We start from the raw sequence: 24,953 nt of genomic DNA on the forward strand, positions 1-24,953 counted from the left end.
CCCCCCATCATCACCCACGGGCATCGGCCACACCGCCGCCCCTGGTCAACTCACGTGTGGCAGCGAGCTGAACTTCTCCAACGCGCGAACCGAACCCGAGATGATGATCTCGTCGCCCTGGTGCGCGATCGTCTCCCGGTCGGCGTACGTGAAGCCCATCCCGGGCTTCTTGATGCCGACGACCGTGATGCGGTGGCGCGAGCGCAGATCGGACTTGCCGAGGGGGATCCCCCAGGTGACGGTCGGCGCGAGGATGCGCGCGAGGCCGTAGCCGCCCTCGAGCTCCATGAAGTCCTCCATGGTGCCGACGATCTGGTGCGCGACCCGCAACCCCATCGCCCGCTCGGGGTAGACGACGTGGTGGGCACCGACCCGCGCAAGGATCTTGCCGTGCTTGCTGGTGATGGCCTTGGCCCAGATCTCCGGCACCCCCGCCTCCGACAGCGCGAGGACCGTGAGGACGCTGGCCTCGATGTCGGACCCGATCGCGACGACGGCCCGGTCGAAGGAGGAGACGCCGAGTTGCATGAGTGCCTCCTCGTCGGTGGTGTCCGCCTGGACGACGTGGGTCAGCTGCGAGGACCAGCGCTGCACGAGAACGGGATTCTCGTCGATCGCCAGGACCTCCTTGTCCATCTCGACCAGGGAGGTCGCGACCGACGACCCGAATCGTCCGAGACCGACGACGAGCACCGACTCGGCGACTCCGCGGATCCGCTTCTTGTCCGACACTGCACGCTCCTGGAATGGGTGGGGTGGGGGCGACGGGGGATCTCGACGAGCCCTCCCGCCTCTGCGATCAACCGACGATCGGCCGCTCTTCGGGCAGGTGGTAGTGACGCGTCGCGGTCCGCAGGGCGAGGGCCGAGGCCGCGGTGAAGGTGCCGACGCGGCCCAGGAACATGAGCACCATCAGCGTGATCTGTCCCCCGGCGGGGAGTTCGGGCGTGATGCCCATGGAGAGGCCGACCGTGCCGAACGCTGAGGTCACGTCGAACAGCACGTGCGGCAGCGGCAGGTTGGTCAGGATCGCGAGCATCATCGTCCCCCCGACGAGGCACGCGACGGCCAGCAGCGCCACGGTGACGGCCTGCCGCAGGGTCTCATCGCCGATGCGGCGGTGTGCCACCGTGACGTCCCGCTCACCGCGCGCCACCGCGAGGATGAGGAAGGCGAGGAGGAAGAAGGTCGACACCTTGATGCCCCCCGAGGTGCCCGCGCTACCGCCGCCGATGAACATCATGACGATGGTCGTGATCGTCGTCTCGTCCTTGATGAGGGCGTAGTCGACGATGTTGAAACCTCCGGAGCGTGGCATCACCCCGCCGGCGATCGCGGCCGTCACCTTCTCCAGCACCGAGAAACTCCCGATCGTGTCGGGGTTGTCCCACTCGAATATCAAGAAAGCGGCGAAGGTGAGCACGAACAGCAGGATGAAGCCGTAGAAGGACAACCGTGTGTGCACCGACCAGTTGCGCGGCCGGCGCCACTTCTGAAGCAGTTCCCAGAACACCGGGTACCCGATGCTGCCGGCGAACACCGTCACACTCATGACGATGATGGTCAGCGGATCGGCGATGAACCCCATGATGCTGTCGGAGTGCAACGCGAATCCGGCGTTGGTGAATGACATGCCCGCGTACCAGATCCCGTGCCAGATCGCCTGCGGCCATTCGGTCCCGTGGGTGAAGTGGAATCGCAAGGTGAGGATCACGGCGGCCACGGCCTCGGCGACGAGCATGCTCGTGGCGATCCGCAGCACCACCCGGCGGGCCTGTCCGAGGCTCTGGGTCTGGGTCTCCGTCTGCACGACCAGCGTTCCGGAGAGCTCGATGTGCCCCTTGACCAGGATCGCAAGCAGGGTCGCGATCGACATGATGCCGAAGCCGCCCATCTGGGTGAGCAGCAGGATGATGAACTGGCCGAACGGCGTCCAGTAGGTGGCGGTGTCGACGACGGTCAGCCCGGTGATGCAGGTGGCCGACACCGCCGTGAAGGTTGCGACCATCGGCCGGACCTGACCGTCGTGGTGCGTGGCGGGGATCAGCAGGAGCAGCGTGCCGATCGCGATGACGCCGAGGAACGCCAACGGCACGAGACGGACAGGTCGACGCATGACCTTGTCCACCACGGTGTTCGCCATGACGATGCTCCTGGCCGAAAGAACGCGGGGACCGGGCCTGACCTGAGGCTCGGCGATCCCCGACCGGGCCACGATCGTCGATTGTGACACCTCACCTGACCTGCGGCCAGAGGCGTTCTGTCCCACCGGCCTCCGACGCGGTTCAGTCCTGTGTCTGCGCCGCCCACAGGTTGAGTCCGCAGTCGACCGCGTCGGCGTCGATCGTGGTGAGTTCCTCGTCGGTGAAGGAGAGCCCGCTCAGCGCGTCGAGGTTGGCGTCGAGCTGCTCCACACTGCTCGCGCCGAGCACCGTGGAGGTCATGCGCTCGTCGCGCAGCACCCACGCGATGGCCATCTGCGCCAGCGTCTGTCCGCGGTCGTTCGCGATCTCGTTCAGCCGGCGCACGTGGGTCATGGTCTCGTCGTCCAAATCCGAGGACAACAGGGATCCCCGCGCGCGGCTCGGGAGTCCTCCGGGACGCCCTCGAGGTAGCGGTCGGTGAGCACGCCCTGGGCGAGCGCGGAGAACGCGATGCACCCCATGCCCTGGCTCTCGAGTTCGTCGAGCAGACCCTGCTCCTCGGTCCAGCGGTTGAGGAGGTTGTAGCTGGGCTGGTGGATGAGCAGCGGGGTGCCGAGGTCGCGGGCGATCTGCGCGGCCTCCTTCGTCTTGGCCGCGGAGTAGCTGGAGATGCCCGCGTACAGCGCCTTTCCGCTGCGGACGGCGTGGTCCAGCGCCCGCATCGTCTCCTCGATCGGGGTGTGGGGGTCGAAGCGGTGGCTGTAGAAGATGTCGACGTAGTCCAGGCCGAGCCGCGTCAGCGACTGGTCGAGGGAGGCGAGGACGTACTTGCGCGAGCCGCCGCCCTGACCGTACGGCCCGGGCCACATGTCCCAGCCGGCCTTGGTGGAGATGATCAGTTCGTCGCGGTAGGGCGCGAGGTCCTGCCGCAGCATCTGCCCGAAGTTGATCTCGGCCTGGCCGTAGGGCGGCCCGTAGTTGTTGGCGAGGTCGAAGTGGGTGACGCCCCGGTCGAAGGCGCGGCGCACGATCGCCCGCTGCACCTCCACGGGCTTGTCGTCACCGAAGTTCTGCCACAGGCCGAGGCTGATCACCGGCAGCTCGAGCCCGGACCGTCCACAGAACCGATAGACCATCGACCCGTCGTACCGCTCCGGAGCCGCCACGTAGTCACTCATCCGCAAGTCACGCATGCGCTCATTCTTCCCCCATCCCCACCTCGGACAGTAGGGGAGGTCTCACACAGCCGCGCGTGACCCACTGTTTCGTCCTCACCTACTGTCCGAGGCGGATGGGTTATCCACAGCGACTCTCCGGAACGGAACACGGTCGACCGCCTGGGGATGAACACGGCGGTGGATGCATCGCGACGGCCACCCTGCGGTCATGTCGATCTCGAACCCGCCACCCCCGCTGCTCCCCCTTCTCCCCGCTGTCACCCACTCTCGCTATCACGCACGCGAAGAGCTCCGCCGGGCGCTCGACGTCGACGTCGCCGCCCGCGTGGGACCCGACGCCTACCTCCTGCCCGCCACCCCCGCCGGCACATGGCAGCGCCGCCGGGAGGTCTCTCTGGCGCGATGCGTCGCCGCCTGCGATCGCCTCGGACCCGACGTCGTGCTGTCGCACGTGTCCGCAGCAATCCTCTACGGGCTATGGGTGCCCAACGCGGAGTGGCCCGTTCACACGACGCAGCAGTTCAGGGCCGGTTCACCGAGACAGGTCGACGAGCACGTCCGGCACTGCAGGCCCTTGACCGCCGACGAGGTCGTCGAGACACCAGCCGGACTGCGCATCACCTCGCTGGAACGGACCATCGTCGACACCATCACGATGCTCTCCCCCGACTGGGCCCTGGCAGTGGCTGACAGTGCGATGCGTCTGGTGCTCGGTCCGACCCGCAGTGACAAGAACGGTGAACGCGACCTCTTGCGGCGGGAATGGTCCGACGTCCTCGAGGAGCGAGGCCCGCGTCGAGGGAGGCGTCACGCCCGTGCGGTGCTCGCGATCGCCGATCACCGGTCCGAGTCCCCATTGGAGTCCCGGATGCGGTGCGCCGTTGCCCGCGCCGGTCTGCCTACCCCTGCACTGCAGGTAGAGGTCGTCACTCACCTCGGAGATCGATACGTGGATCTCGGCTGGTGGCTCACCTCTCCCGACGGGACCCGGAGGTTCGTCGGCTTCGAGGTCGACGGCGACGTCAAGTACGACGAGGCCGATTCCGAGAGCGCGCGCAACGCCGTCGCTGCGGAGAAGCGTCGCGAGGACGCCATCCGGGAGTCCATCAGGAGCGAAGGTTGCGAGGTCACCATGCTGCGTTCATCGGATGACATCGAGCACGACGTGGATCGGCTCGCACGAGCCCTCGATCCCAGCGGCCGGATGACCCGGATCCCCAACCTGGACCTCTTGTCGACGCGCGCCTACTCCATTCTCAAACAGCAGGCGAGGTCGAGACCGTAGCGCCTGCGGTGCTGTCTCACCCCTCACCTACTGTTTGAGGTGGATACGGGCGGGGGTCTCGTCAGCAGTTGATGACGTTGACCGCCAGGCCGCCTCGCGCCGTCTCCTTGTACTTGTCCTTCATGTCCCGGCCCGTGTCCCGCATCGTCTTGACCACCTTGTCCAGAGACACGAGGTGGCGTCCGTCGCCGTGGAGCGCCGTGCGGGCCGCCGTGACCGCCTTGACCGCCGCCACGGCGTTGCGCTCGATGCACGGGATCTGCACCAGGCCACCAACCGGGTCGCACGTGAGGCCCAGGTTGTGCTCCATGCCGATCTCGGCCGCGTTCTCGCACTGCGCCGGACTCCCGCCCAGCACCGCCGCCATGCCCGCCGCAGCCATCGAGCACGCCGACCCGACCTCGCCCTGGCAACCGACCTCGGCGCCGCTGATCGACGCGTTCTCCTTGTAGATCGTGCCGATCGCGCCCGCGGTGAGGAGGAACCGGCGGATGCCCTCTTCGTCGGCGCCCGGCACGAAGTCCATGTAGTAGCGCAGCACCGCCGGGATGATGCCGGCCGCACCGTTCGTCGGTGCCGTGACCACGCGACCACCCGAGGCGTTCTCCTCGTTGACGGCGAGCGCGAACAACGTCAGCCAGTCCATCCCGCGCAGGGGGTCCACGCTGTCGACCTGCAGCCGCAGCTTCGCGCGGATCTCCGGCGCGCGACGCCGCACCCGCAACCCACCGGGGAGGATGCCCTCGGTGTACATCCCGGCCTCGATGCAGGCGTCCATCGCGTGCCACAACTCGAGCAGACCGTCGGAGATCTCCTGCTCGCTGCGCCACGACTGCTCGTTGGCCAGCATGATCCCCGCGATCGACAGACCGGTCTCCTCACACACGGCGAGCAGCCCGTCGCCCGTGCTGAACGGGTACCTCACCGGCGTGGTGTCCTCGGTGATCGTCGTCTCCTGATCGGCGCCCTCCCCCACGACGAAGCCGCCGCCGACGGAGTAGTACGTCTTGGCCAGCAGGAGCGTGTCGCCCTCGCCGTACGCGGTGAACGTCATGCCGTTGGGATGCAGCGGCAGGCTGCGACGCCGGTGCATCACGAGGTCGTCGTCCTCGACGAAGGCGATGTCGTGATCGCCGTGCAGGAGGATCCGGCCGGAGGCGCGCACGTCGGCGACGTCGCCGGCGACCGCCCGCGGATCGACGAGTTCGGGCCGCTCACCGCGCAGCCCGAGGATGACGGCGGTGGCGCTGCCGTGCCCGTGACCGGTGGCGCCGAGCGAGCCGAACAGCTCCGCCTTGACCCGCGTCGTCCGGCCGAGGAGCCCGACGTGCTGCAACTCGTCGACGAAGGTCGCTGCCGCCCGCATGGGTCCGACGGTGTGCGAGCTGGAGGGGCCGATCCCGATCGTGAACAGGTCGAACACGCTGAGCGCCATTGCTTCTCCAGGTGGAGTCGTCAGGGGTGAGGCGGGTGTCTCACCGTACCGGCAGGCCGGGAGACGCGTCGACGCGTGACGAACGGCCCCGCGGCGGTGGGCCGGCGGGGCCGTTCGGTCGCGGGGATCAGCCCAGCGCGGGGTACAGCGGGAACGCGGTGGTCAGCGCCTTGACGCGCGCCTGCAGCTCGGAGACGGTCTCGTCCGACAGCTCCGGGTGCAGCGCCGTCGCGATGATGTCGGCGACCTCGGTGAACTCCGTGGCGCCGAATCCACGGGTGGCCAGGGCCGGGGTGCCGATGCGCAGACCGGAGGTGACCATCGGCGGACGCGGGTCGTTGGGAACCGCGTTGCGGTTGACGGTGATGCCGATGCGGTGGAGCAGATCCTCGGCCTGTTGCCCGTCGAGGGAGCTCTCGCGCAGGTCGACCAGGACGAGGTGGACGTCGGTGCCGCCGGAGAGGACGTGCACGCCGGCCTGCGCCATCTCGTCGGTCATCAGGCGCTCGGCGAGGATGCGGGCGCCCTCGACGGTGCGGTTCTGCAGCTCGATGAACTCAGGCTCGGCGGCCAGCTTGAACGCCACCGCCTTGGCCGCGATGACGTGCTCGAGCGGCCCACCCTGCATGCCGGGGAACACCGCCGAGTTGAACTTCTTCGACAGGTCGGGGTCGTTGGTGAGGATGACCCCGCCGCGCGGACCGCGCAGCGTCTTGTGCGTGGTCGACGTGGTGACGTGGGCGTGCGGCACCGGGTTGGGGTAGAGGCCGGCGGCCACCAGCCCGGCGAAGTGCGCCATGTCGACCATGAGGTAGGCGTCGACCTCGTCGGCGATCTCGCGGAACCTGGCGAAGTCGAGCTGCCGCGGGTAGGCCGACCAGCCGACGATGATCATCTGCGGGCGGGTCTCGCGGGCCAGGCGCGCGACCTCGTCCATGTCGATGAGGCCCTTCTCGTCCACGTGGTAGGGCGTGACCTCGAACATCTTGCCGCTGTAGTTGATCCGCATGCCGTGGGTGAGGTGCCCACCGTGCGCGAGATCGAGACCGAGGATGCGGTCGCCCGGCTTGAGCAGGGCGAAGTACACGGCCGTGTTGGCCTGGGCACCCGAGTGCGGCTGGACGTTGGCGAACCGGGCTCCGAACAGCGACTTGAGCCGGTCGCGCGCGAGGTCCTCGATGACGTCGACGTGCTCGCAGCCGCCGTAGTAGCGCCGACCGGGATACCCCTCGGCGTACTTGTTCGTGGCCACCGACCCCTGGGCCTGCATGACCGCGACCGGGGCGAAGTTCTCCGAGGCGATCATCTCGAGGGTGTGTTCCTGACGGAGGCGCTCGTCGTCCAGGGCCTTCGCGATCTCCGGGTCGACGTCGTTCAGCGGCTGATTCAGCAGGTTCATGGCGGCAGTCTTCCACGACGGGTGGCCGTGAGAAGAAGGTGGACGAGAATCGCGTCATGAGCTCTTCCGGTGACTCTCAGATCGAGCCCCTCGACGCGCTGCGCCGCATCGCGTTCCTCATGGAGCGCAGTCGTGGCGAGACCCGCAAGGTGGAGGCGTTCCGCAAGGCCGCGGCGACGGTGATGGCCACCGACGACGACGAGCTGCGCGAGCGCGCGCAGGCCGGCACGCTCACGGCGCTGCCGTCGGTGGGGGCGAGCACCGCCAAGGTCATCGAGCAGGCGCTGGCCGGGCAGGTGCCCGACTATCTCGCCAAGCAGGACGACGGCCCGCTCGTCGACGGCGGCGACACCGTGCTGGCCGCGCTGCGGGGCGATCTGCACTCCCACTCGGACTGGTCCGACGGTGGCTCCCCCATCGAGGAGATGGTCGCGACCTGCCTCGAACTCGGGCGGGAGTACCAGGCCCTCACCGACCACTCCCCCGCCTCAAGGTGGCGAACGGCCTGTCGGCGGAGCGTCTGGCCTCCCAACTCGTCGTCGTCGAGCGGATCAACGAGCACCTCGGCGATGAGTTCCGGCTGCTCAAGGGCATCGAGGTCGACATCCTCGACGACGGCGCCCTCGACCAGGAGGAGAAGATGCTCGACCGACTCGACGTCGTCGTCGCCTCGGTGCACAGCAAGCTGCGCATGGCGAAGGCGCCGATGACCCGGCGGATGATCGCCGCCGTGGAGAACCGGCACGTCGATGTGCTCGGCCACTGCACGGGTCGTCTCGTCGAGGGCTCGCGGGGAACGCGCGACCAGAGCACGTTCGACGCCGAGGCCGTGTTCGCCGCCTGCGCCGAGCACGGGGTGGCCGTCGAGATCAACTCGCGCCCCGAGCGGTGCGACCCGCCGGACGACCTCATCGCGATGGCGCTGGATGCCGGATGCCTGTTCTCCATCGACACCGACGCCCACGCGCCGGGCCAGCTCGACTTTCTCGCCTACGGCGCCGAACGGGCCGAGCGGTTGGGGGTCCCCGTCGAGCGGATCGTCTCCACGTGGCCGCTGGAGGACCTCCTGGAGTGGACGCACCGCCGCTGACCAGCATCGGACCGGTGCTACCGACCCCGCGACACACGGCCGGTGGAAGGGGTGGACCGGCCGGTTTTGGAGCTGGGCACTTCGTCACCTATGCTTCTTCAAGTCCTCGACGGATCCGAGCTGCTGGTAAGCACGGCGGCGAGGACCTGGAGAGACACCAGGTCCCCATCGTCTAGCGGCCTAGGACCCCGCCCTTTCACGGCGGTAGCACGGGTTCGAATCCCGTTGGGGATACGCAGTACAGTTGAACACCTCATCACGAGGCCCCGTAGCGCAGTTGGTTAGCGCGCCGCCCTGTCACGGCGGAGGTCGCCGGTTCGAGCCCGGTCGGGGTCGCTCTTCTTGTCAGGGCCAGGTAGCTCAGTTGGTACGAGCGTCCGACTGAAAATCGGAAGGTCGGCGGTTCGACCCCGCCCCTGGCCACCACATGAAAGCCGCAGATCGGATTCCCGGTCTGCGGCTTTCGCGTTGCCCCGCCGCTCCCCTTCGCCCCGCGCCGGAACGCGCGGAGATGCCGACCGGACTCCCACGCCTCACCCGAACCGGGCTCCTCGTGCATTCCCGAAAATAGCCTGAATGCCTTTTCATCCCTCGTCCAAGTCGGACGCCTGACTGCCCTAAACCCCCTCCGACCTGCGACGATGCAGTTGCCACAGCTGCTTTCATGACTTAACGTCAATGGTGGCGTCAGTCTCGGGGGGACCACAGCGCACGGCTGTAGCTGACGTGTGCTATCCGGTCGGGCTGATGGGGAGGGACACGAATGACCAGGGCTATGTCGGCCACTGAGCGTGCATATACCGATACGAGGGAGAAGATCCTCGACGGTCATCACGCCGGTGGTGAAGTGATCACCGAGGGGCAGGTCTCTGCCGCGCTCGGAATCAGTCGGACACCGGTGCGCGAGGCCTTTCTGCGCCTGCAGTCCGAAGGTCTGCTGGAGTTGTACCCCAAACGTGGCGCGGTCGTCGTCCCGCTCTCCGACGACGAGGTCGCCTCGGTGATGGAGACGCGGGAACTCATCGAGACGTTCGCGGCCACCAAGGTCCTCACCGAGTTCGACGAACCCCCGCGCGCCCTCGTGGACCGTATGTGGGAACTCGTCGGCGAACAACAACGCCACCTGCACAACGGGTCGATCGCCGCGTTCCACGAGGCCGACACCCAGTTCCACCTCGTCATGGTCGAGGCCTGCCAGAACGGCTTCCTCGTCGACCTCCTGCGCAGCCTGCGCGACCGCCAGCGCCGCCTGGCCTCCCGTCAGACGCGTGCGGCGACGCACGAACGCATGGAGGCTGCCTACAAGGAGCACGTCGCGCTCGTCGAGACGATCGCCAAGGGCGACCTCGACGACTCCCTCAGTTCCCTGCGCTCGCACCTGCGTCGCGCGCGAGGAGCGCTGCTGCAGCACTGATCCCCCCACGCCAGACGAGCCCGTCCTCCCTCCAGGACGGGCTCGTCGTCGTTCCCGGCCGTGCCGGCCGGGACGTCATGCGTCAGGACGCGCGGCGGTCCTGGCCGTAGGGGTCCTCGCCGTAGCCGAGGTCCTCGGTGGTCTCGGTCGTCCGGACCGTCTCCTCCTCGTCGGCGCCGAAGGACTTCACCACCGAATACACGAGTTGGCAGAGCAGCCACGACACGAGCAGCGCCGCGAGGAGGCGGACGACGGTCGGCCGGAACTCCAGGGAGCCGTCGAAGAAGGCCGTGAGCGTCGGCAGGGTCATGACGAGAGCGATGAGCACGACGAGCCCGAAAGGCAGGCCGCCGCTCTCCTCGACGATGACCTCTTCATAGGTCGTCGAGGAGCCCTTCTTGCCCTTGCGGCCCTTCTTGCCGCGCGCGCCGCCGCCCTTAGGCGGCCGTGACTTCCGCGACATTCACGACTCCAGACGTGACGAGGGTGAGCTGTCCACCGAGTTCGGCGTAGGACAGCACGGGGGTACGAGGGGCGGACGTCTCCAGGAGACGCCGTACCGCCAGACGCAGCGGCTGGGCGCAGACGAGCACCGGGGGTCACCGGCGGCCTCGGCCGCCTGCGCCACCCGCGCGGTCTCCATCGCGACGCGTTCGGCGAGCATCGGGTCCATCACGAGGAAGGATCCGGATTCGCCCTGTCGCAGGGTCTCGAGCATGCGCTGCTCGAGCAGCGGGTCGAAGGTGATGACGGACAGGCGACCGTCGACGGCGTGGCTGGACGCGATCGCCGGGCCGAGGGCGGTGCGGGCGGCCTCGACCAGCCCTTCGGGGTCGGGGCTGACCTTGGCGCGCATCGACATGGCCTCGAAGATGCGCACGAGGTCGCGGATGCAGACGCGCTCGGAGAGCAGCGACTGCAGCGTGCGCTGCACCTCACCGAGCGACAACGGTTGCGGCGTGAGCTCCTCGATGACCACCGGGTGGCTCTGCTTGACCATGTCGACGAGCATCTTGACGTCCTCGCGCCCGAGGAGCTGGGCGGCGTTGACGCGCACGACCTCGGCCATGTGCGTCGTGACGACCGAGCTGCGGTCGACGACGGTCGAACTGGCGAGCGCGACGTGCTCGCGGAGCTCGGCCGGCACCCACTTGGCCTCCAGGCCGAACACCGGCTCCTGCGTGACCATGCCGGGCAGGGAGTCCAGGTCGTCGCCGATCGCCAGCACCATGCCGGCCGGTGCCTGCCCGCGCGCGACCTCGACGCCGTGCACGCGGATCGCGTAGTGCCGCGGCGGCAGGTCGAGGTTGTCGCGGGTGCGCACGAGGGGGACGACGATGCCGATCTCCTGGGCGAGCTTGCGACGCAGGGCACGCACGCGGTCGAGCAGGTCGCCTCCGGAGGCGGCGTCGACGAGGTCGATGAGGTCGTAGGCGAGTTCGAGCTCCAGGGGCTCGACGCGCATGTCCTGGGCGATGGCGAGCGGGGAGTCCTTCTGCGGCGTGGTCGGCAACTCCTCGACCTCGGGGATCTCCTCCTCCTCCACGTCTCCCTCGTTCATCCTCGTGGCGACGAACAGCGCACCGACGCCGATGACGATGAACGGCAGCTTGGGCAGGCCGGGCACGAGACCGAGGATGAGGCACGCACCGCCGGCGATCTGCATCGCCTGCTTCTGTCGACCGAACTGGCCGAGCAGGTCCGACCCCATGTCACGTTCGGTCGTCGCGCGGGTCACGATGAGGCCGGTGGCGACCGACAGCAGCAGCGCCGGGATCTGGGAGACGAGGCCGTCACCGATCGACATGAGGCTGTAGGTGTGCATGGCGTCGGTGGCCGACATCCCGCGCTGCAGCATGCCGATCGCGAAGCCACCGATGAGGTTGACCAGGGTGATGATGACCGACGCGATCGCGTCACCCTTGACGAACTTGGAGGCACCGTCCATGGCGCCGTAGAAGTCGGCCTCCGCGGAGACCTCCTTGCGGCGCTTGCGGGCTTCGGCCTCGTCGATCAGGCCCGAGTTGAGGTCGGCGTCGACGGCCATCTGCTTACCGGGCAGCGCGTCGAGGGTGAATCGGGCGGCGACCTCGGCGACGCGGCCGGCACCGTTGGTGATGACGACGAACTGGATCACCATGAGGATGATGAAGATGACCAGACCGACGACGAGCGAACCGCCGATGACGAAGTCACCGAACGCCTCGATGACCTTGCCCGCGTAGCCGTCGCGCAACACCAGTCGCGTCGTGCTGATGTTGAGCGAGAGCCGGAACAGCGTGGCGATGAGCAGCAGCGCCGGGAAGATCGAGAAGTCCAGGGGCCGGGTCACGCGCAGGCTCACCAGCATGATGAGCACCGAGAACGCGATGTTGAAGGCCAGCAGCAGGTCGAGCAGGAACGGCGGCAGCGGCACGACCATCATGACGATGATCCCGATGATGGCGGCCGGGACGCCGATGAGGCCCAGTCGGCTCGACTTCACGGTCACCTCTTCGCTGCTGGTCGGGGATGGTTCCCGCTGCTGGTCACGCCGGTACGTCCCGGCTCACGGCCCCCTTCCCATCGGCCCTGCACACCCCGATCTGAGCGGGGCGCAACGCCGCTGAGCCCCGGTGGGAGGGCGCGCAGGGGTGGGGTCAGGCGGCCGCCCGCGCCGATGCCGGGGCCGCCACGCGGATGCCGAGGGCCTCGTCGGTGAGGTCGTCGGGCAGGGTGCCGTCGAAATCGGGGTGACGCAGTGGTGTCTCGTGCGTCCCCGAGCCGCGGCCCGACTCGGACATGCGCAGGACGAACGCGAGCACCTCGGCGATGGCGTCGTACAGCTCGAAGGGGATGTAATCGTCGATCTCGCAGAGCTTGTACAGCATTCGCGCGACGAGCACGTCCTCGACGACGGGGATCTCGTGGGCGGCGGCCTCCTCGCGGATGCGCACCGCGAGATGCCCGGTTCCCTTCGCGACCACCTGGGGGGCGCCGGAGCCCCGCTCGTACTTGAGCGCGACCGAGACGTGCGCCGGGTTGGTCATGACGACGCTCGCCTCGCCGACGGCGGCCATCATGCGACGACGCCCCATCTCACGCTGCTTCGCGCGTCGCTGACCCTTGACCATCGGGTCACCTTCCTGCTGCTTGTTCTCCTTCTTGATCTCGTCCTTGCTCATCTTCAGCGACTTCATGACGCGGTGACGCTCCATGCCGTAGTCGGCCGCCGCGATGACGAGGCCGACGACGGCGATCGTCGTGATGACGCTCATCGACGCGCTCATCACCACGTCCAGCACCGCACCCACCGACCAGGCACCCGACCCGGCGATCTGCGTCACGGCGCCGGAGACGATGTTGTAGGCCACCAGCCCGAAGACGCCGAACTTGATGAGGGTCTTCACCAAGGTCCACATGCCGTGCATGCCGAACATGTTCTTCAGACCCGAGATGGGGTTGAGCTTCTTCCATTTCGGCTTGAAGCGTTTGGAGTGCGGTTTCACACCGCCCTGGACCGCGTGCCCGAGCACGCCGGCGACCATGCAGCCCAGGGCGATGGGGGCGACCAGCACGATGGCGTCGAGGAGGGAGTTGCGAAAGAGGTTCGTCGCCTTGGTCAGATCCGGTTGTGTGATGACGCCCGCGACACCGTGCAACATCTCCGAGAAGCTGTCGCGCGTGTTCGACAGCACCATCGGACCGATCGCGACGAAGACGAGCACCGTCAACCACATCGAGAGGTCCTGGGTCTTGGGGAGGTTTCCCTCCTCCCGCGCCTGCTTGATCTTCTGCGGTGTCGCCTTCTCCGTCTTGCTCGACTTGTCCTCGGCCATGGCTCACCTGCCTCCGACCGCACGCCCGACGGCGGGGAACTCACCGAGCATCTCGCCGACGACGGCCTGGATGGCCCCCGGCATCATCGCGACCGCGAGCGCGGCGAGCGACACGACGAGGATCGTCTTCACGGGAAAGGCGAGCTGGAAGATGTTGAGGCTGGGCACGGCGCGACTCACGAGGCCCAGGGCCAGGTCGGTGAGGAAGAGCACGGCCAGGATGGGGGCGCCGATCTGCAACGCCGACATCACCAGCCGGTCCAGGTTGCCGGCGATGATCTGCGCCAACCGGCCGAGGTCGACGGGCGAGACCGGGAACACCTCGAAGGTCTGCAGCAATCCCCGCAACAGCAGCAGATGCCCACCCGTGGCGAACAGCAGGGTCGTCGCGATGAGCGAGTAGATGCGGCCGAAGACCGCCGACTGGGTGTTCGAGATCGGGTCGAGCATGGCCGCCATGGCGAACATGCTGAACATGTCGATGAGGTTTCCGGCCGCCTGCACGGCCGCGAACAGCATGTGCACCACGAAACCCACCGAGAGGCCGGCGAGGATCTGCCAGGTGACCGCCGTGACCATGTCGTAGATGCTGCCGATCCGCACCTGGTCCATGTACTGCGGAAAGAGCGGCAGCGCCACCGCGAACGCGAGCATGGAACGCACCCGCATCGGGATCGAACTGCCGTTGAACGGGGGCGCGATGATGAGGAACGCGACCACCCGGAGCGTCACGAGCAGCAGGGTGAACAGGCCGTGGAAGGCGAGCGTGATCTCCATCGGCTCACCTCGCCGACCGCAACATCCGCGGCAGATCGGCGAAGAGGTTCTCGGTGAAGGTGACGGCCTCGTGCATCATCCAGTTGCCCGCGAACAACAGCACGAGGGCCACCACGATGACCTTGGGCACGAACGTCAGGGTCATCTCCTGCACCTGCGTCACCGACTGCAACAACGAGATGATGAACCCGATGACCAGGCTCACGATGAGGATCGGCCCCGCGAGCTTGGCTCCCAGCACCATCGCCTGCACCGCCAGGTGCATCACGTCGTTGTCGCTCATGTCGTCATGTATCCCGACACCAACGCCGTCGTGATGAGGCTCCATCCGTCGACCATGATGAACAGCAGGATCTTGAACGGCATCGAGATCATGATGGGCGGCAGCATCATCATTCCCATGCTCATGAGCACGGAGGCGACCACGAGGTCGATGACGAGGAACGGCACGAAGATGACGAAGCCGATGATGAACGCCGTCTTGAGCTCGGAGAGCACGAACGCCGGCACGAGTGTCGTGAACGCCACGTCCTCGGGATTGGCCGGCTGATCCTGGTCGGGGTTGAGGGTGACCATCGTCTGGAGTTCCTGCTCACCCGTCTGGCGAAGCATGAACGTGCGCAGCGGTGCCTCTCCCGCGCTGAAGGCCTCGGTCATCGTCAGGGAGCCGTTGAGGTAGGGCTGGATGGCCTGCTCGTTGACCTGGTTGACCACGGGGCCCATGACGAACAGGCTGAGGAACAGGGCCACGCCGGCGATGACCTGATTGGGCGGGATCGTCGGGGTACCGATGGCCTGCCTCGTCAGGGCGAGGACGACGGCGATCTTGGTGAACGACGTCATCAGCAGCAGGATCGAGGGGGCGATCGACAGGATCGTCATCAGGACGATGATCGTGACGCCCTGGCTGCGGCCCTCGGGACCGCCCTCGAGGTTCACGGAGATCCCCGGGGCCGGGGTCTCGGCGTCGTCGACGGCCGGCATGGCACCCGGTGCGATGGCGGGCATCGCAACGGCGGCGGGAACGACGGCGGAAACAGCGGCAGGAGCGGCGGCCACCGAGGTCGTGGCGATCACGGACGTCGCGTGAGCCGGAGCCGCCGAGGCAGCAGCGGGAGCGGCGAGCCCGAGGCAGGTCAGCACGGCCAGGGCACACAGGCAGAGCAGGCGTCGAACGCTCATACCCGGCTCCCTCCACGATGACGACCGCCGCGACCGGCTCCGGTGGCATCGGCGATGAGACGGCCGGTCCGTCCCTGCCTGCGCAGGGCATCCAGCAGGCCGACGGACGCGGGACGTGGTCCGTCCTGCGTCACGGAGTCCTCCGTCTCGGCGTTCCCATCGGCAGGAACCTCACCCGCCGACAGGTGAGTGAGGACCGAAACTCGTGAATCGGTGACGCCGAGGACCAGCACGCGCCGTCCCACGCGCACGACCTGCACCGACGATCCCCGCGAGAGCTGCTTGCGGCCGAGCACGTCGATGTCCACCGGGGTGACGCGTGAGGACGGCGCGAAGCCGCCTCGCCGCGCCAGCACCCGCATGCAGAGCACGAGCAGCCCGAGGACCAGGGCGAGCGAGATCACCGCCCGCAGCAGGGTCAGCGCGAGCGATCCGTCGGTCACGCCGTTGCCCGACCCACGGCGCCGGGCTCGGGGTGCACCACCTCGGAGATGCGGACGGCGAACTCCTCGTCTACGACGACGACCTCGCCGTGCGCGATGAGGGTGCCGTTGACCAGCACGTCCACGGGCGCACCGGCGGCGCGGTCGAGCTCGACGACCGATCCGGGGGTGAGGCCGAGGATCTCCTGGACGGTGAGGCGCGTGCGGCCCAGCTCGACGCTGACGCCCATGATGACCTCGCGCAGGAGGTCGATGCGGCGCGGGTCGACGGGGTAGCCCGCGCCGGGCATGAACGGGGTGAGCGGCGGGGTGGGCATGCCGGGCAGGTTCATGTTGGCCTGGGCCTGCGCGGCCGCCTGGGCAGCGGCGACGGCGGCCTCCGCAGCGGTCTGCGGGGGCTGCTGAGCCTGCTGGGGGTAGCCGTAGCCGGCGTAGGGCGGGTACCCGGGCGGCGGGTAGCCGGCCTGCGCGTACTGCTGGGCGTACTGGTCGTAGCCGGGAGGCATGCCCGCGCCGGGCGTGAACTGCGGCTGCTCCTCGCCGGCCTGAGGTGCCGCACCGGCCTCCGCGGCGGGGGCCTGCGTCGAGGCGTCGCCCTCGGCGGCCTCGGCACCCTCGACGTTCTCGCCCTCGGCGTCTTCCGCACCCTCAGCGCCCTCGGCACCGGCCTCGTCACCGGCCTCCTCGGCCTCGGCGGCGGCGATGGCGGCGGCGAGTTCGGCCGCGGCGCCCTGACCGGTGCTCTCCTTGGGCATCGCGACGAGCAGCGCGGCGAGGGTCTGGTCGTGGAACACACCCGCGACGCCCGCCTCGTCGGCGTTCTCCAGCACGTCGAAGGGGTCCGTCATGTGCGACTGGCCCGACTTGAACTCGCCCATCTCACCCTTGAGGGCGGTGAGTCCGTCCTCGAGGGCGGCGGTCCACAGGGTGCGGGCCTCGGTGCGGTCGAAGACCTCACCGTTCTTGTGGTCGACGAGGCCGGTGATGATGAGCACCGCCGTCCCGACGGCGTCCGCCCCCTGCAGCACCGCCTCCACGGCGAACGCGCCACCCGGCAACGACATCGTCGTGGCCTGGATGGCGTCGAGGTTCTCGACGGTGAGCTCGTCCGCATTCGCGAAGTGAGCTGGCAGCGCCTGGGCAGCGGCGAGGAGGGCCGCGTCGAGCTCTGGCGTGGTGGGCATCAGTCTTCCTTCTTCGCGAACGGGCTGGTCATGAGGTCACGATCTGGCAGGCGAGCCGTTTGCCGTAGCTTCCGGGCACGGCCGTCGCGATGGCGATGCCGTCGGCCTCGAGGGTCAACGGCTGGTTGGTGGGATGACGCAGGGGCAACACGTCGCCGACCTCGAGGTCGAGGATGTCCCTGGACGGCAACGAGATCGGGGCGAAGCTGACGCGCACGTCCACGGGGACCTCGTGCATGCGTCCCTTGAGGTTCTCGGCGGCCTCGGCCTTGGCTCCGGTGAGTTCGACCTCCGGCTTGGCGTGCACGCTCTCCAGGACGGGCGCGATGGTCTCCACCGGCAGGCACAGCGTCGAGGTGGCCACGGTGTCGCCGAGCTTGATCTCGAACGCGGCCACGAGCATCGGGTCCGACGGCGGCGCGAGCTGGAGGAACTGCGGGTCGGACTCCAGCGACTGCACTTCACCGCGGATCCCGCCGAGCGCCTCGAAGGAGTACCGCAGCTCGTTGACCATCTGACGCACGAGGTTGCGGATGAGGCCGCTCTCGATCTCCGACAGGGCCCGGCTCGGCTGCTTGACGTCGCCCGGGCCGCCCAGCAGGCGGTCGATGACGCTCATGACGAGGTCCATGGGCAGCTGGAACACGCCGTCGCCCTCGAGCGGCGCGAAGTTCAGCACCGCCAGCAGAGAGGGGTTGGGCACCTGCTCGATGTACTCGTCGTACGTCGTCTGCGTGATCTCCTCGACGCTGGAGTGCGCGACGATCCGCAGCGTCGTGGACAGCACGGTCGCCATCTGTCGCGCGTACGTCTCGCAGGCCATCTGGAGCGCCCGCAACTGCTCGCGGCTGAACCGGCTCGGGCTCCGGAAGTCGTAGAGCTGCGGTTCGGCGTTCACAAGTCCTCACATCGGCCGAAAGTCGGCTGTTCTGAGCGTCCCTCGCAGGCTGCGGGCCTGCGCTCGGGGCGCGTCGTCATCACGTCGGTCCGGTGCGTCACTGCATGACGAACTGGCGGAAGTAGACCTGCATCACCGCGTCGTCGTAGCGCTTCTTCGTCTCGGCGGTGAGCTTGTTCCGGGCCTCCTCCTTCTTCTTGGGGTCGAGGAGGTCGTCGTACTTGTACTGGGAGAACACGGTGATGGCGGCGTCCTGGGCCATCGAGCCGTCGAAGGTCTCGGCGGCCTTCTCCCCCGCGGCCTCCGTGCCTTCCTTCGTGAGCTGGAGGGCGAGCTGCAGCTTGAGGAACCGGCCGTCGGCGAGGTTGAGCGTCATCTCGTCCTTGAGCGGCACGACGATGCCGGGCTCGGCGGTCGCCGCCTCGGACTTCTCGTCGCCGGAGCCGCCGAGCAGCATGAACACCGCGACGCCCGCGGCGGCGAGCACGACGACCAGAGCCGCCACGATGATGATGACGAGCTTCTTGCTCTTGGGCTTCTCTTCGATTGCGGTGTCGCTCATGGTCGTTCTCGTTCTCCTGGAGAGGTCGGGGTACTCAGGGTGGCGGGGGTGACCGCCCGCCCTTACGGCTTGGGCGTGGCGATCGCCGGGACGACGGTGGGTGCGGTGGGTGCGATCGCCGGCGCCTTGGGGGCGACGTCGCCGCTGGTGCCCGTGGAGTCGGCCGCGGCCAGGCCCGACTCGGCCTCGGCGGCCGGCAGGTAGGGCAGGACCACGACGGCGACCCGGCGGTTGCGGGCGCGGCCGTCGTCGGTGCCGTTGCTCTCGAGCGGGCGGGTGTCGGCGAACCCGGCGGGCGCGATCCGGCCCGGGGTGATCCCGTCCTGGATGAGCCGCTCGGTCACCATGCTGGCGCGGGCCGTGGACAGGAACCAGTTGGAGCGGTAGGTCCCCGAGATGGGCACGTTGTCGGTGTGGCCCTCGACGCTGACGTGGTTGGGCAGCGGCGTGAGCGCGGGCGCGATGGCGTCGAGCACCTTGGTGCCGGCCGGTTTGAGGTCGGCCTGACCGGTGTCGAACAGCACCTTGTCGGTGACGATGTTGACGACGAGGCCGCGCGCGTCGACGCTCATCTGCACGGCGTCGGACAGTCCCTGCTTCTTGAGCTCCAGGGCGATCTTGGCCTTGATCTCCTCGAGGTTCTTCTTCTCGGCGGCCGCCGCGGCCTGGCGGGCCTTCTCCTTCTGGATGGCCTGCTGCGCGAGCGCGGAGTTCTTGTCGTCGGGCACCGTGGAGGGCACGTCCTCGGACTGGGCCGGCTTCTGGTCCTTCATGATTCCGTCGCCGCCCTCGAAGTTGCCCGTCATGCCGGTGACGGCGACGTTGCCGAAGCCCTCGGCCGTGCCTCGGGCGAACTCCTCGAACTTCTTCTGGTCGACCTTGGAGATCGCGAACATGACGATGAACAGCGCCAACAGCAGCGTGAGGATGTCGGCGTAGCTGAGCATCCACCGCTCGTGGTTGGCGTGCTCCTCGTGCTCTTCCTGCTTCTTCTTGCGGGCCATCAGGCGGCCTTCGCTTCCTTGGCGTCGGTGACGCCGCCACCGGGCAGGGCCGAGCGCAGCTTCTGCTCGACCATGCGGGGGCTCGTCCCGGCCTGCACGGCCAGCACGCCCTCGACGATCATCTCCATGTTGGCGACCTCGAGCTGGCTGAGCCGCTTGAGCTTGCCCGACATCGGCAGCCACGCCATGTTGGCGATGAGCACACCCCAGAGGGTCGCGACGAACGCGGAGGCGATCATGCCACCGAGCGCGCCCACGTCGTCCAGGTTGCCGAGCGCGTGGATCAGACCGAGGACGGCGCCGACCACACCGAGGGTGGGGGCGTAGCCGCCCATGGCCTCGTGGAAGGCGATGCCGATCTTGTCGTGGTCCTTCTTGGCCGCGATGCGGGCCTCGAGCAGCTCGGCGATCTCGTCGGCGTCGGTGCCGTCGACGGTCATCTGGATCCCCTCCTTGAGGAGGGGGTCGTCGATCTCCTTGGCCATGTCCTCCAGGGCGAGCAGACCCTCGCGGCGGGCGCGGTCGGCCATCTTGACGATGACGTCGACGAGGTTGGAGGCGTCCGGGACCTTGGCGGTGAGGGCGGTCTTCATGCTGCCGAATGCGATCTTGTACTCGGAGAACATGAGGCCACCCATGGCGGCACCGAAGGTACCGACGATGATGAGCATCATCGCCGCCGGGTTGAGCAGCGAGGTCAGGTGTACGCCATCGAGGATGGCTGTGGCGATGACACCGGTGAAGGTGACACCGATGCCGATGATGGTTCCCTTGTCCATGGGTTCAGTTCTCCGAGGTCGAGACGGATCGGAGTCGGACCGGCGGCTCCGGGGGGCGGGGTGAGCCGAGGCGATGAGGACCGAGGCCCTGAACGCGCAGACTTCTTCGACGATGCGATCCACCGATTCCGCGACGACGTACTTCGTGCCGCTGACCAACGTGATCACCGTGTCCGGGGTCGCTTCGACGCGCTCGATCAGATCGGGATTGAGCGCGAAGGCGGTGCCGTTACGACGAGTGACGGTGATCATGGATGTCCCATCCGTGGCGGGGTCCGATAGCAGACCGTTCCTCGGCCTGCGGTGTCCTTATCGACGCCTGGCCCGAATTCGTGAAGGGTTGGCGGCTGAGCAGAGCCTGGGTGCGGGGCCCATGACGGGCCGATCCCCCGGGTCGCCGGCAACGCTCTCACCAGCGGCAACGCACTCCGGGCCGGACCTCCGGCCACGAATTCGACGGCAGCCGTATGGGACTCATGTCGGGCGCCCGAATACCACAGGCTGCGGACAGCCCTGTATGCAACGCCTCTCCCCCGGGGGAGTCGCCGATGTCAGGGTCGACCGCAGCCTGTGTGACCGTCCGCCGCTACCGGCTGCCTCCGGATCGCGCGTGTCTGGTCACCTGAGTCGTCGGCACACCTGAACGAAAGCTGAGAGTTCGGCGGATCACGAACCGAGCTCGGTGGCCAGCTCCTCGGCGATCTGGGCGGCGTTCGTGGCCGCGCCGCGGCGCAGGTTGTCGCCGCAGATGAACAGGTCGACGGCGTTCGGGAAGTCCTGGGTCTGACGCAGGCGGCCGACGAAGGTGGGGTCGGAGCCGGTGACGTCGACCGGGGTGGGCCATTCGTCGTGCTCGATGTCGTCGAGGACGACGACGCTGGGCGCCTGCATGAGCGCCGTCCTGGCCTGGTCGATGCTGATGACGTTCTCGAACTGGGCGTGCACCGACATGGCGTGCGCCGAGACCACCGGCACGCGCACACACGTGGCGGCGACCCGCAGCGAGGGCCGGTCGAGCACCTTGCGGAACTCGTCGCGGATGCTCATCTCGCCGGTGTTCCAGCCGGCGCCGGCCTCGGTGCCCACCCACGGGACGACGTTCATCGCCAGGGGGCCGGGAACGGCGAGCGCGGGGCGAGGCGCTCGTCGATGTGGCGGCGGACGTCGCCGATGTGCCGGCCCAGACCGCGATCGCCGGCGACGGCCTCGACCTCGTCGTAGAGCCGCTCCACACCGGAGGTGCCTGCGCCGGAGGCGGACTCGAACGTGGTCACCACGAGATCGGTGAGTCCCCAGCCGCTGTGCAGCGCGCCGATCGCATCGAGCATGACGAGCGTGGCCCCGGTCGGGCTGCTGATGATGCCGCGAGGACGGTTGCGCACCTGGGCGCGGTTGAAGGCGTGGACCACCAGCGGCACACCGGGCTCGGCACGGAACGCGCGGGAGGCGTCGACGACGACGGAACCGCCCTCGACCGCCACCGGCGCCCACCGCAGGGCCACCTCCGAGGGCACGAGGAACATCGCGACATCGACGCCGTCGAGGTTGTCGACGGTGAGTTCGCGCACGACGACGTCCTCGCCGCGCACCGAGCGCGTCTGCCCGGCGGAGCGGGAGGAGGCGAGCAGACGGATCTCACCCCAGATGTCGGCACGCTGACTGAGCAGGTCACGCATGACACTGCCGACCGCGCCCGTGGCGCCGACGATGGCGAGGGTGGGGCGACTGCGGTCGCCCACGGCGTTCACCGCCCGGTGCCTCCGTAGACGACGGCCTCTCCGTCGGCGGAATCGAGTCCGAATGCGCGGTGCACGGCCCGGACCGCGTCGTCGAGCTGGTCGGCGCGGGTGACGACCGAGATGCGGATCTCGGAGGTGGAGATCATCTCGATGTTGACGCCGGAGTCGGACAGCGCCCGGAAGAAGGTGGCGCTCACCCCCGGGTTGGACCGCATGCCCGCCCCGATGAGGGAGACCTTGCCGATCTGGTCGTCATATCGCAGGGATTCGAACCCGACGGACTCACGGATGCGGTCGAGGGCCTTGACCCCCGCCTGCCCGTCGGTCTTGGGCAGCGTGAAGGAGATGTCGGTGAGCCCGCTCTCCACCGCCGACACGTTCTGCACGATCATGTCGATGTTGCATTCGGCCTCGGCGACGACGCGGAAGATCTCCGCCGCCTTGCCCGGGCTGTCGGGAACACCGACGACGGTGATCTTGGCCTCGCTGCGGTCATGCGCGACGCCGGAGATGATCGGAGCCTCCACGCCTTCTTCTCCTTCGATCGGCTGGTCGATGATCATGGTGCCGGGCTTGGGCGAGAACGACGACCGCACGTGCAGGGCGATGCCGTGACGACGGGCGTACTCGACGGCGCGCAGGTGCAGGATCTTGGCGCCACAGGCCGCCATCTCCAGCATCTCCTCGGTGCTGATGTGGGTGACGCGACGCGCGGAGGGGACGATGCGCGGGTCTGCGGTGAAGACCCCGTCGACGTCGGTGTAGATCTCGCACACGTCGGCCTCGAGGGCCGCGGCCAGCGCGACGGCCGTCGTGTCCGACCCGCCCCGGCCGAGGGTGGTGATGTTCTTCGTCTCTTTGCTGACGCCCTGGAAGCCCGCGACGATCGCGATGTGCCCCTCGTCGAGGGCGGCGCGGATACGGCCGGGCGTGACGTCGACGATCTTGGCCTTGCCGTGCGACTCGTCGGTGATGAGCCCGGCCTGGGAGCCCGTGAACGACTGGGCGGCGTGCCCGAGCGTCGCGATCGACATGGCCACCAGGGCCATCGACATGCGCTCGCCGGCGGTGAGGAGCATGTCCATCTCACGCGCCGGGGGCATGGGGCTGACCTGCTCGGCGAGGTCGATGAGTTCGTCGGTGGTGTCGCCCATGGCCGAGACGACGACGCACACGTCGTTGCCGGCACGGCGGGTCTCGACGATGCGGCGCGCGACGCGCTTGATGCTCTCGGCATCGGCGAGGGAGGAGCCCCCGTACTTCTGCACGACCAGACTCACGAGCGTCTCCAGTGCTGGGATCGGGATGCTGAAGAACTCAGCCGGATATCGGGTGGCATTCTACCCATCTCACGCCATGGGCCGAGGCGGTCTCTGAGTGCGAGACTGACACCCGGGGCGTGCGGGGCTGCGGAGTCAGCGGTGCAGGGCGTCGAACTGGGCCTCGGCCACGGTCTCCTCGTCGGCGTCGAGCCGGGTGTGCCCGAGGATCGACTGCATCGCCCGCAGCGCGCTCGCCGCCCGCGCACCCCAGGTGGCGAGGTAGCTGAACTGCCACCACCACAGCGCCTCGGTCATGTTGCCGTCGGCGTGGTGGCGCAGACCGTGCATGAGCGCGGCGCAGATCTCGGCGATGTCGCCCGAGAGTTGCGACCGGGACAGCTCGGTGGTCGTCAACGGGTCGATGACCTCGGCGTAGTCGTCGATGCCGGTGAAGAGCTCGGCCAGGGAGAGGCGCAGCTCCTCCACGTCCTCGTCGCTGCCGAGATCGGGCTCGAACCGTTGCGCCGGCACGACGTCGTTGATGGCACCGAGACGGCTGCCCGTGACGAGGATCTGGCTGAGGGCGAGGGTGATGACGGGCACCGCCGAGTCGGGCACGGCTCCCTTGGCGACCTCGCGGACGACGGTGAGGAACGCCAGGGCTTCCAGCGCCGTCTCCTCGCCCAACGTCTGCAGGTCGGGGTCGAGCTCTTCGGGCACGCTGCGTCGAACCTCAGGCATACAGCACTCTCCTTCCTTCGAAAGCGCGACCGAGGGTGATCTCGTCGGCGTATTCGAGGTCGCCTCCGACGGGGAGTCCCGACGCGAGACGGCTGACCCGCACCCCCACTGTCTTGAGGATGCGGCCGAGGTAGGTGGCCGTGGCCTCCCCTCGAGGTTGGGGTCGGTGGCGATGATGACCTCGCCCACGCTGCCGTCCGCCAGGCGGGACAGCAGTTCGGTGATGCGCAGGTCGTCGGGTCCGATGCCCTCGATGGGGCTGATCGCACCGCCGAGCACGTGGTAGCGGCCCCGGAACTCACGGGTGCGTTCGATGGCCACGACGTCCTTGGGTTCTTCGACGACGCACACGGCCGTGGGGTCGCGGCGCGGGTCGCTGCAGATGCGGCACTGCTCGGCCTCGGCCACGTTTCCGCAGGTGATGCAGAAGCGCACGGTGGCCTTGACCTTGTCGATGGCCTGCGCCAGCCGCGTCACGTCCTCCTCGTCGGCGACGAGGATGTGGAACGCGATGCGTTGCGCGCTCTTGGGGCCGACCCCTGGCAGCCGCCCGAGTTCGTCGATGAGGTCCTGCACCGCGCCTTCGTACACGCCCCTCAGGCTACGTCCTCCCACCGAC

Annotated in this window: 21 protein-coding genes, 3 tRNA genes and 4 pseudogenes; 6 read left to right on the plus strand and 22 right to left on the minus strand. The window is 68.4% G+C overall.

The genetic code is table 11. From position 1 onward, the window contains the following. Nucleotides 1-45: 45 nt before the first annotated feature. The 3 genes and pseudogenes from QQK49_RS15005 to mgrA form a co-directional block, all read right to left on the minus strand. Nucleotides 46-732, minus strand: a complete 687-nt coding sequence (locus tag QQK49_RS15005; RefSeq protein ID WP_284304631.1) for a potassium channel family protein — start codon at nt 730-732, stop codon at nt 46-48. A gap of 67 nt (nt 733-799) precedes the next feature. Continuing rightward, a complete protein-coding gene (locus QQK49_RS15010) occupies nt 800-2,143 on the minus strand; it encodes a TrkH family potassium uptake protein (protein WP_284304632.1) in 1,344 nt (447 codons plus the stop codon). Between the two features lie 142 nt (nt 2,144-2,285). Next, nucleotides 2,286-3,337, minus strand: a pseudogene (mgrA, locus tag QQK49_RS15015) (L-glyceraldehyde 3-phosphate reductase). A gap of 193 nt (nt 3,338-3,530) precedes the next feature. Between mgrA and QQK49_RS15020 the strand changes: the two are divergent. Then, a complete protein-coding gene (locus QQK49_RS15020) occupies nt 3,531-4,607 on the plus strand; it encodes a hypothetical protein (RefSeq protein WP_284304633.1) in 1,077 nt (358 codons plus the stop codon). A 61-nt stretch (nt 4,608-4,668) separates the two neighbouring features. Here QQK49_RS15020 and QQK49_RS15025 read toward each other — a convergent pair whose 3' ends face one another. Both QQK49_RS15025 and glyA read right to left on the minus strand, forming a co-directional pair. Further along, a complete protein-coding gene (locus QQK49_RS15025) occupies nt 4,669-6,042 on the minus strand; it encodes an L-serine ammonia-lyase (RefSeq protein ID WP_284304634.1) in 1,374 nt (457 codons plus the stop codon). Between the two features lie 127 nt (nt 6,043-6,169). After that, nucleotides 6,170-7,441: a serine hydroxymethyltransferase gene (gene glyA, locus QQK49_RS15030; protein WP_284304635.1), complete on the minus strand. Its 1,272-nt coding sequence runs from the start codon at nt 7,439-7,441 to the stop codon at nt 6,170-6,172. An 80-nt stretch (nt 7,442-7,521) separates the two neighbouring features. Between glyA and QQK49_RS15035 the strand changes: the two are divergent. The 5 genes and pseudogenes from QQK49_RS15035 (at nt 7,522) to QQK49_RS15055 (ending at nt 9,945) form a co-directional block, all read left to right on the plus strand. After that, nucleotides 7,522-8,531, plus strand: a pseudogene (locus tag QQK49_RS15035) (PHP domain-containing protein). 161 nt (nt 8,532-8,692) lie between these two features. Beyond that, nucleotides 8,693-8,765: transfer RNA gene (locus QQK49_RS15040), tRNA-Glu, on the plus strand. A gap of 28 nt (nt 8,766-8,793) precedes the next feature. Beyond that, nucleotides 8,794-8,867, plus strand: a tRNA-Asp gene (locus QQK49_RS15045). A gap of 13 nt (nt 8,868-8,880) precedes the next feature. Then, a tRNA-Phe gene (locus tag QQK49_RS15050) sits at nt 8,881-8,957 on the plus strand. A 349-nt stretch (nt 8,958-9,306) separates the two neighbouring features. Further along, entirely contained in the window at nt 9,307-9,945 is a 639-nt protein-coding gene (locus tag QQK49_RS15055) for a GntR family transcriptional regulator (protein ID WP_284304636.1), read from the plus strand. Nucleotides 9,946-10,027: 82 nt separating this feature from the next. Here QQK49_RS15055 and QQK49_RS15060 read toward each other — a convergent pair whose 3' ends face one another. From QQK49_RS15060 to recR, 17 genes and pseudogenes are all read right to left on the minus strand, one after another. After that, entirely contained in the window at nt 10,028-10,408 is a 381-nt protein-coding gene (locus QQK49_RS15060; RefSeq protein ID WP_284304637.1) for a hypothetical protein, read from the minus strand. Next, nucleotides 10,383-12,430: pseudogene (flhA, locus tag QQK49_RS15065) on the minus strand (flagellar biosynthesis protein FlhA). Before flhA ends, QQK49_RS15060 begins: the two are co-directional and overlap by 26 nt. Nucleotides 12,431-12,584: 154 nt before the next feature. After that, a complete protein-coding gene (locus tag QQK49_RS15070) occupies nt 12,585-13,763 on the minus strand; it encodes an EscU/YscU/HrcU family type III secretion system export apparatus switch protein (protein WP_284304638.1) in 1,179 nt (392 codons plus the stop codon). Nucleotides 13,764-13,766: 3 nt separating this feature from the next. Beyond that, nucleotides 13,767-14,540 (minus strand): flagellar biosynthetic protein FliR, encoded by a 774-nt coding sequence (locus QQK49_RS15075; RefSeq protein WP_284304639.1) that lies wholly within the window; start codon nt 14,538-14,540, stop codon nt 13,767-13,769. 4 nt (nt 14,541-14,544) lie between these two features. Then, the gene (gene fliQ / locus QQK49_RS15080; protein ID WP_284304640.1) at nt 14,545-14,823 is read right to left on the minus strand and encodes a flagellar biosynthesis protein FliQ; all 279 of its coding nucleotides are present in this window, start codon (nt 14,821-14,823) and stop codon (nt 14,545-14,547) included. Next, nucleotides 14,820-15,722 (minus strand): flagellar type III secretion system pore protein FliP, encoded by a 903-nt coding sequence (fliP, locus tag QQK49_RS15085; protein ID WP_284304641.1) that lies wholly within the window; start codon nt 15,720-15,722, stop codon nt 14,820-14,822. The genes fliQ and fliP overlap by 4 nt, the downstream gene beginning before the upstream one ends. Next, nucleotides 15,719-16,165 (minus strand): flagellar biosynthetic protein FliO, encoded by a 447-nt coding sequence (locus QQK49_RS15090; protein ID WP_284304642.1) that lies wholly within the window; start codon nt 16,163-16,165, stop codon nt 15,719-15,721. The genes fliP and QQK49_RS15090 overlap by 4 nt, the downstream gene beginning before the upstream one ends. Beyond that, nucleotides 16,162-17,349 (minus strand): flagellar motor switch protein FliN, encoded by a 1,188-nt coding sequence (gene fliN / locus QQK49_RS15095; protein ID WP_284304643.1) that lies wholly within the window; start codon nt 17,347-17,349, stop codon nt 16,162-16,164. The genes QQK49_RS15090 and fliN overlap by 4 nt, the downstream gene beginning before the upstream one ends. Nucleotides 17,350-17,377: 28 nt before the next feature. After that, complete coding sequence (gene fliM / locus QQK49_RS15100; RefSeq protein WP_284304644.1) at nt 17,378-18,247, minus strand: flagellar motor switch protein FliM; 870 nt, start codon at nt 18,245-18,247, stop codon at nt 17,378-17,380. 97 nt (nt 18,248-18,344) lie between these two features. Next, entirely contained in the window at nt 18,345-18,809 is a 465-nt protein-coding gene (locus QQK49_RS15105; RefSeq protein WP_284304645.1) for a flagellar basal body-associated FliL family protein, read from the minus strand. A gap of 62 nt (nt 18,810-18,871) precedes the next feature. Then, nucleotides 18,872-19,813: an OmpA/MotB family protein gene (locus tag QQK49_RS15110; protein WP_284304646.1), complete on the minus strand. Its 942-nt coding sequence runs from the start codon at nt 19,811-19,813 to the stop codon at nt 18,872-18,874. Further along, nucleotides 19,813-20,844: a flagellar FlbD family protein gene (locus tag QQK49_RS15115; protein WP_284304647.1), complete on the minus strand. Its 1,032-nt coding sequence runs from the start codon at nt 20,842-20,844 to the stop codon at nt 19,813-19,815. Before QQK49_RS15115 ends, QQK49_RS15110 begins: the two co-directional genes overlap by 1 nt. A 414-nt stretch (nt 20,845-21,258) precedes the next feature. Beyond that, entirely contained in the window at nt 21,259-21,696 is a 438-nt protein-coding gene (locus QQK49_RS15120) for an Asd/ArgC dimerization domain-containing protein (protein WP_284304648.1), read from the minus strand. Continuing rightward, nucleotides 21,693-22,340, minus strand: a complete 648-nt coding sequence (locus QQK49_RS15125; protein ID WP_284304649.1) for an aspartate-semialdehyde dehydrogenase — start codon at nt 22,338-22,340, stop codon at nt 21,693-21,695. Before QQK49_RS15125 ends, QQK49_RS15120 begins: the two co-directional genes overlap by 4 nt. Beyond that, nucleotides 22,337-23,611, minus strand: coding sequence for an aspartate kinase (locus tag QQK49_RS15130; protein ID WP_284304650.1), 1,275 nt, complete (start codon nt 23,609-23,611; stop codon nt 22,337-22,339). The genes QQK49_RS15125 and QQK49_RS15130 overlap by 4 nt, the downstream gene beginning before the upstream one ends. Before the next feature lie 135 nt (nt 23,612-23,746). Further along, the gene (locus tag QQK49_RS15135) at nt 23,747-24,334 is read right to left on the minus strand and encodes a DUF5063 domain-containing protein (protein WP_284304651.1); all 588 of its coding nucleotides are present in this window, start codon (nt 24,332-24,334) and stop codon (nt 23,747-23,749) included. Next, nucleotides 24,327-24,925, minus strand: a pseudogene (gene recR, locus QQK49_RS15140) (recombination mediator RecR). Before recR ends, QQK49_RS15135 begins: the two are co-directional and overlap by 8 nt. Nucleotides 24,926-24,953: the final 28 nt, after the last annotated feature.

It is taken from the genome of Mobilicoccus caccae (assembly GCF_030161635.1).
In the GTDB taxonomy this organism is placed as follows: domain Bacteria; phylum Actinomycetota; class Actinomycetes; order Actinomycetales; family Dermatophilaceae; genus Mobilicoccus; species Mobilicoccus caccae.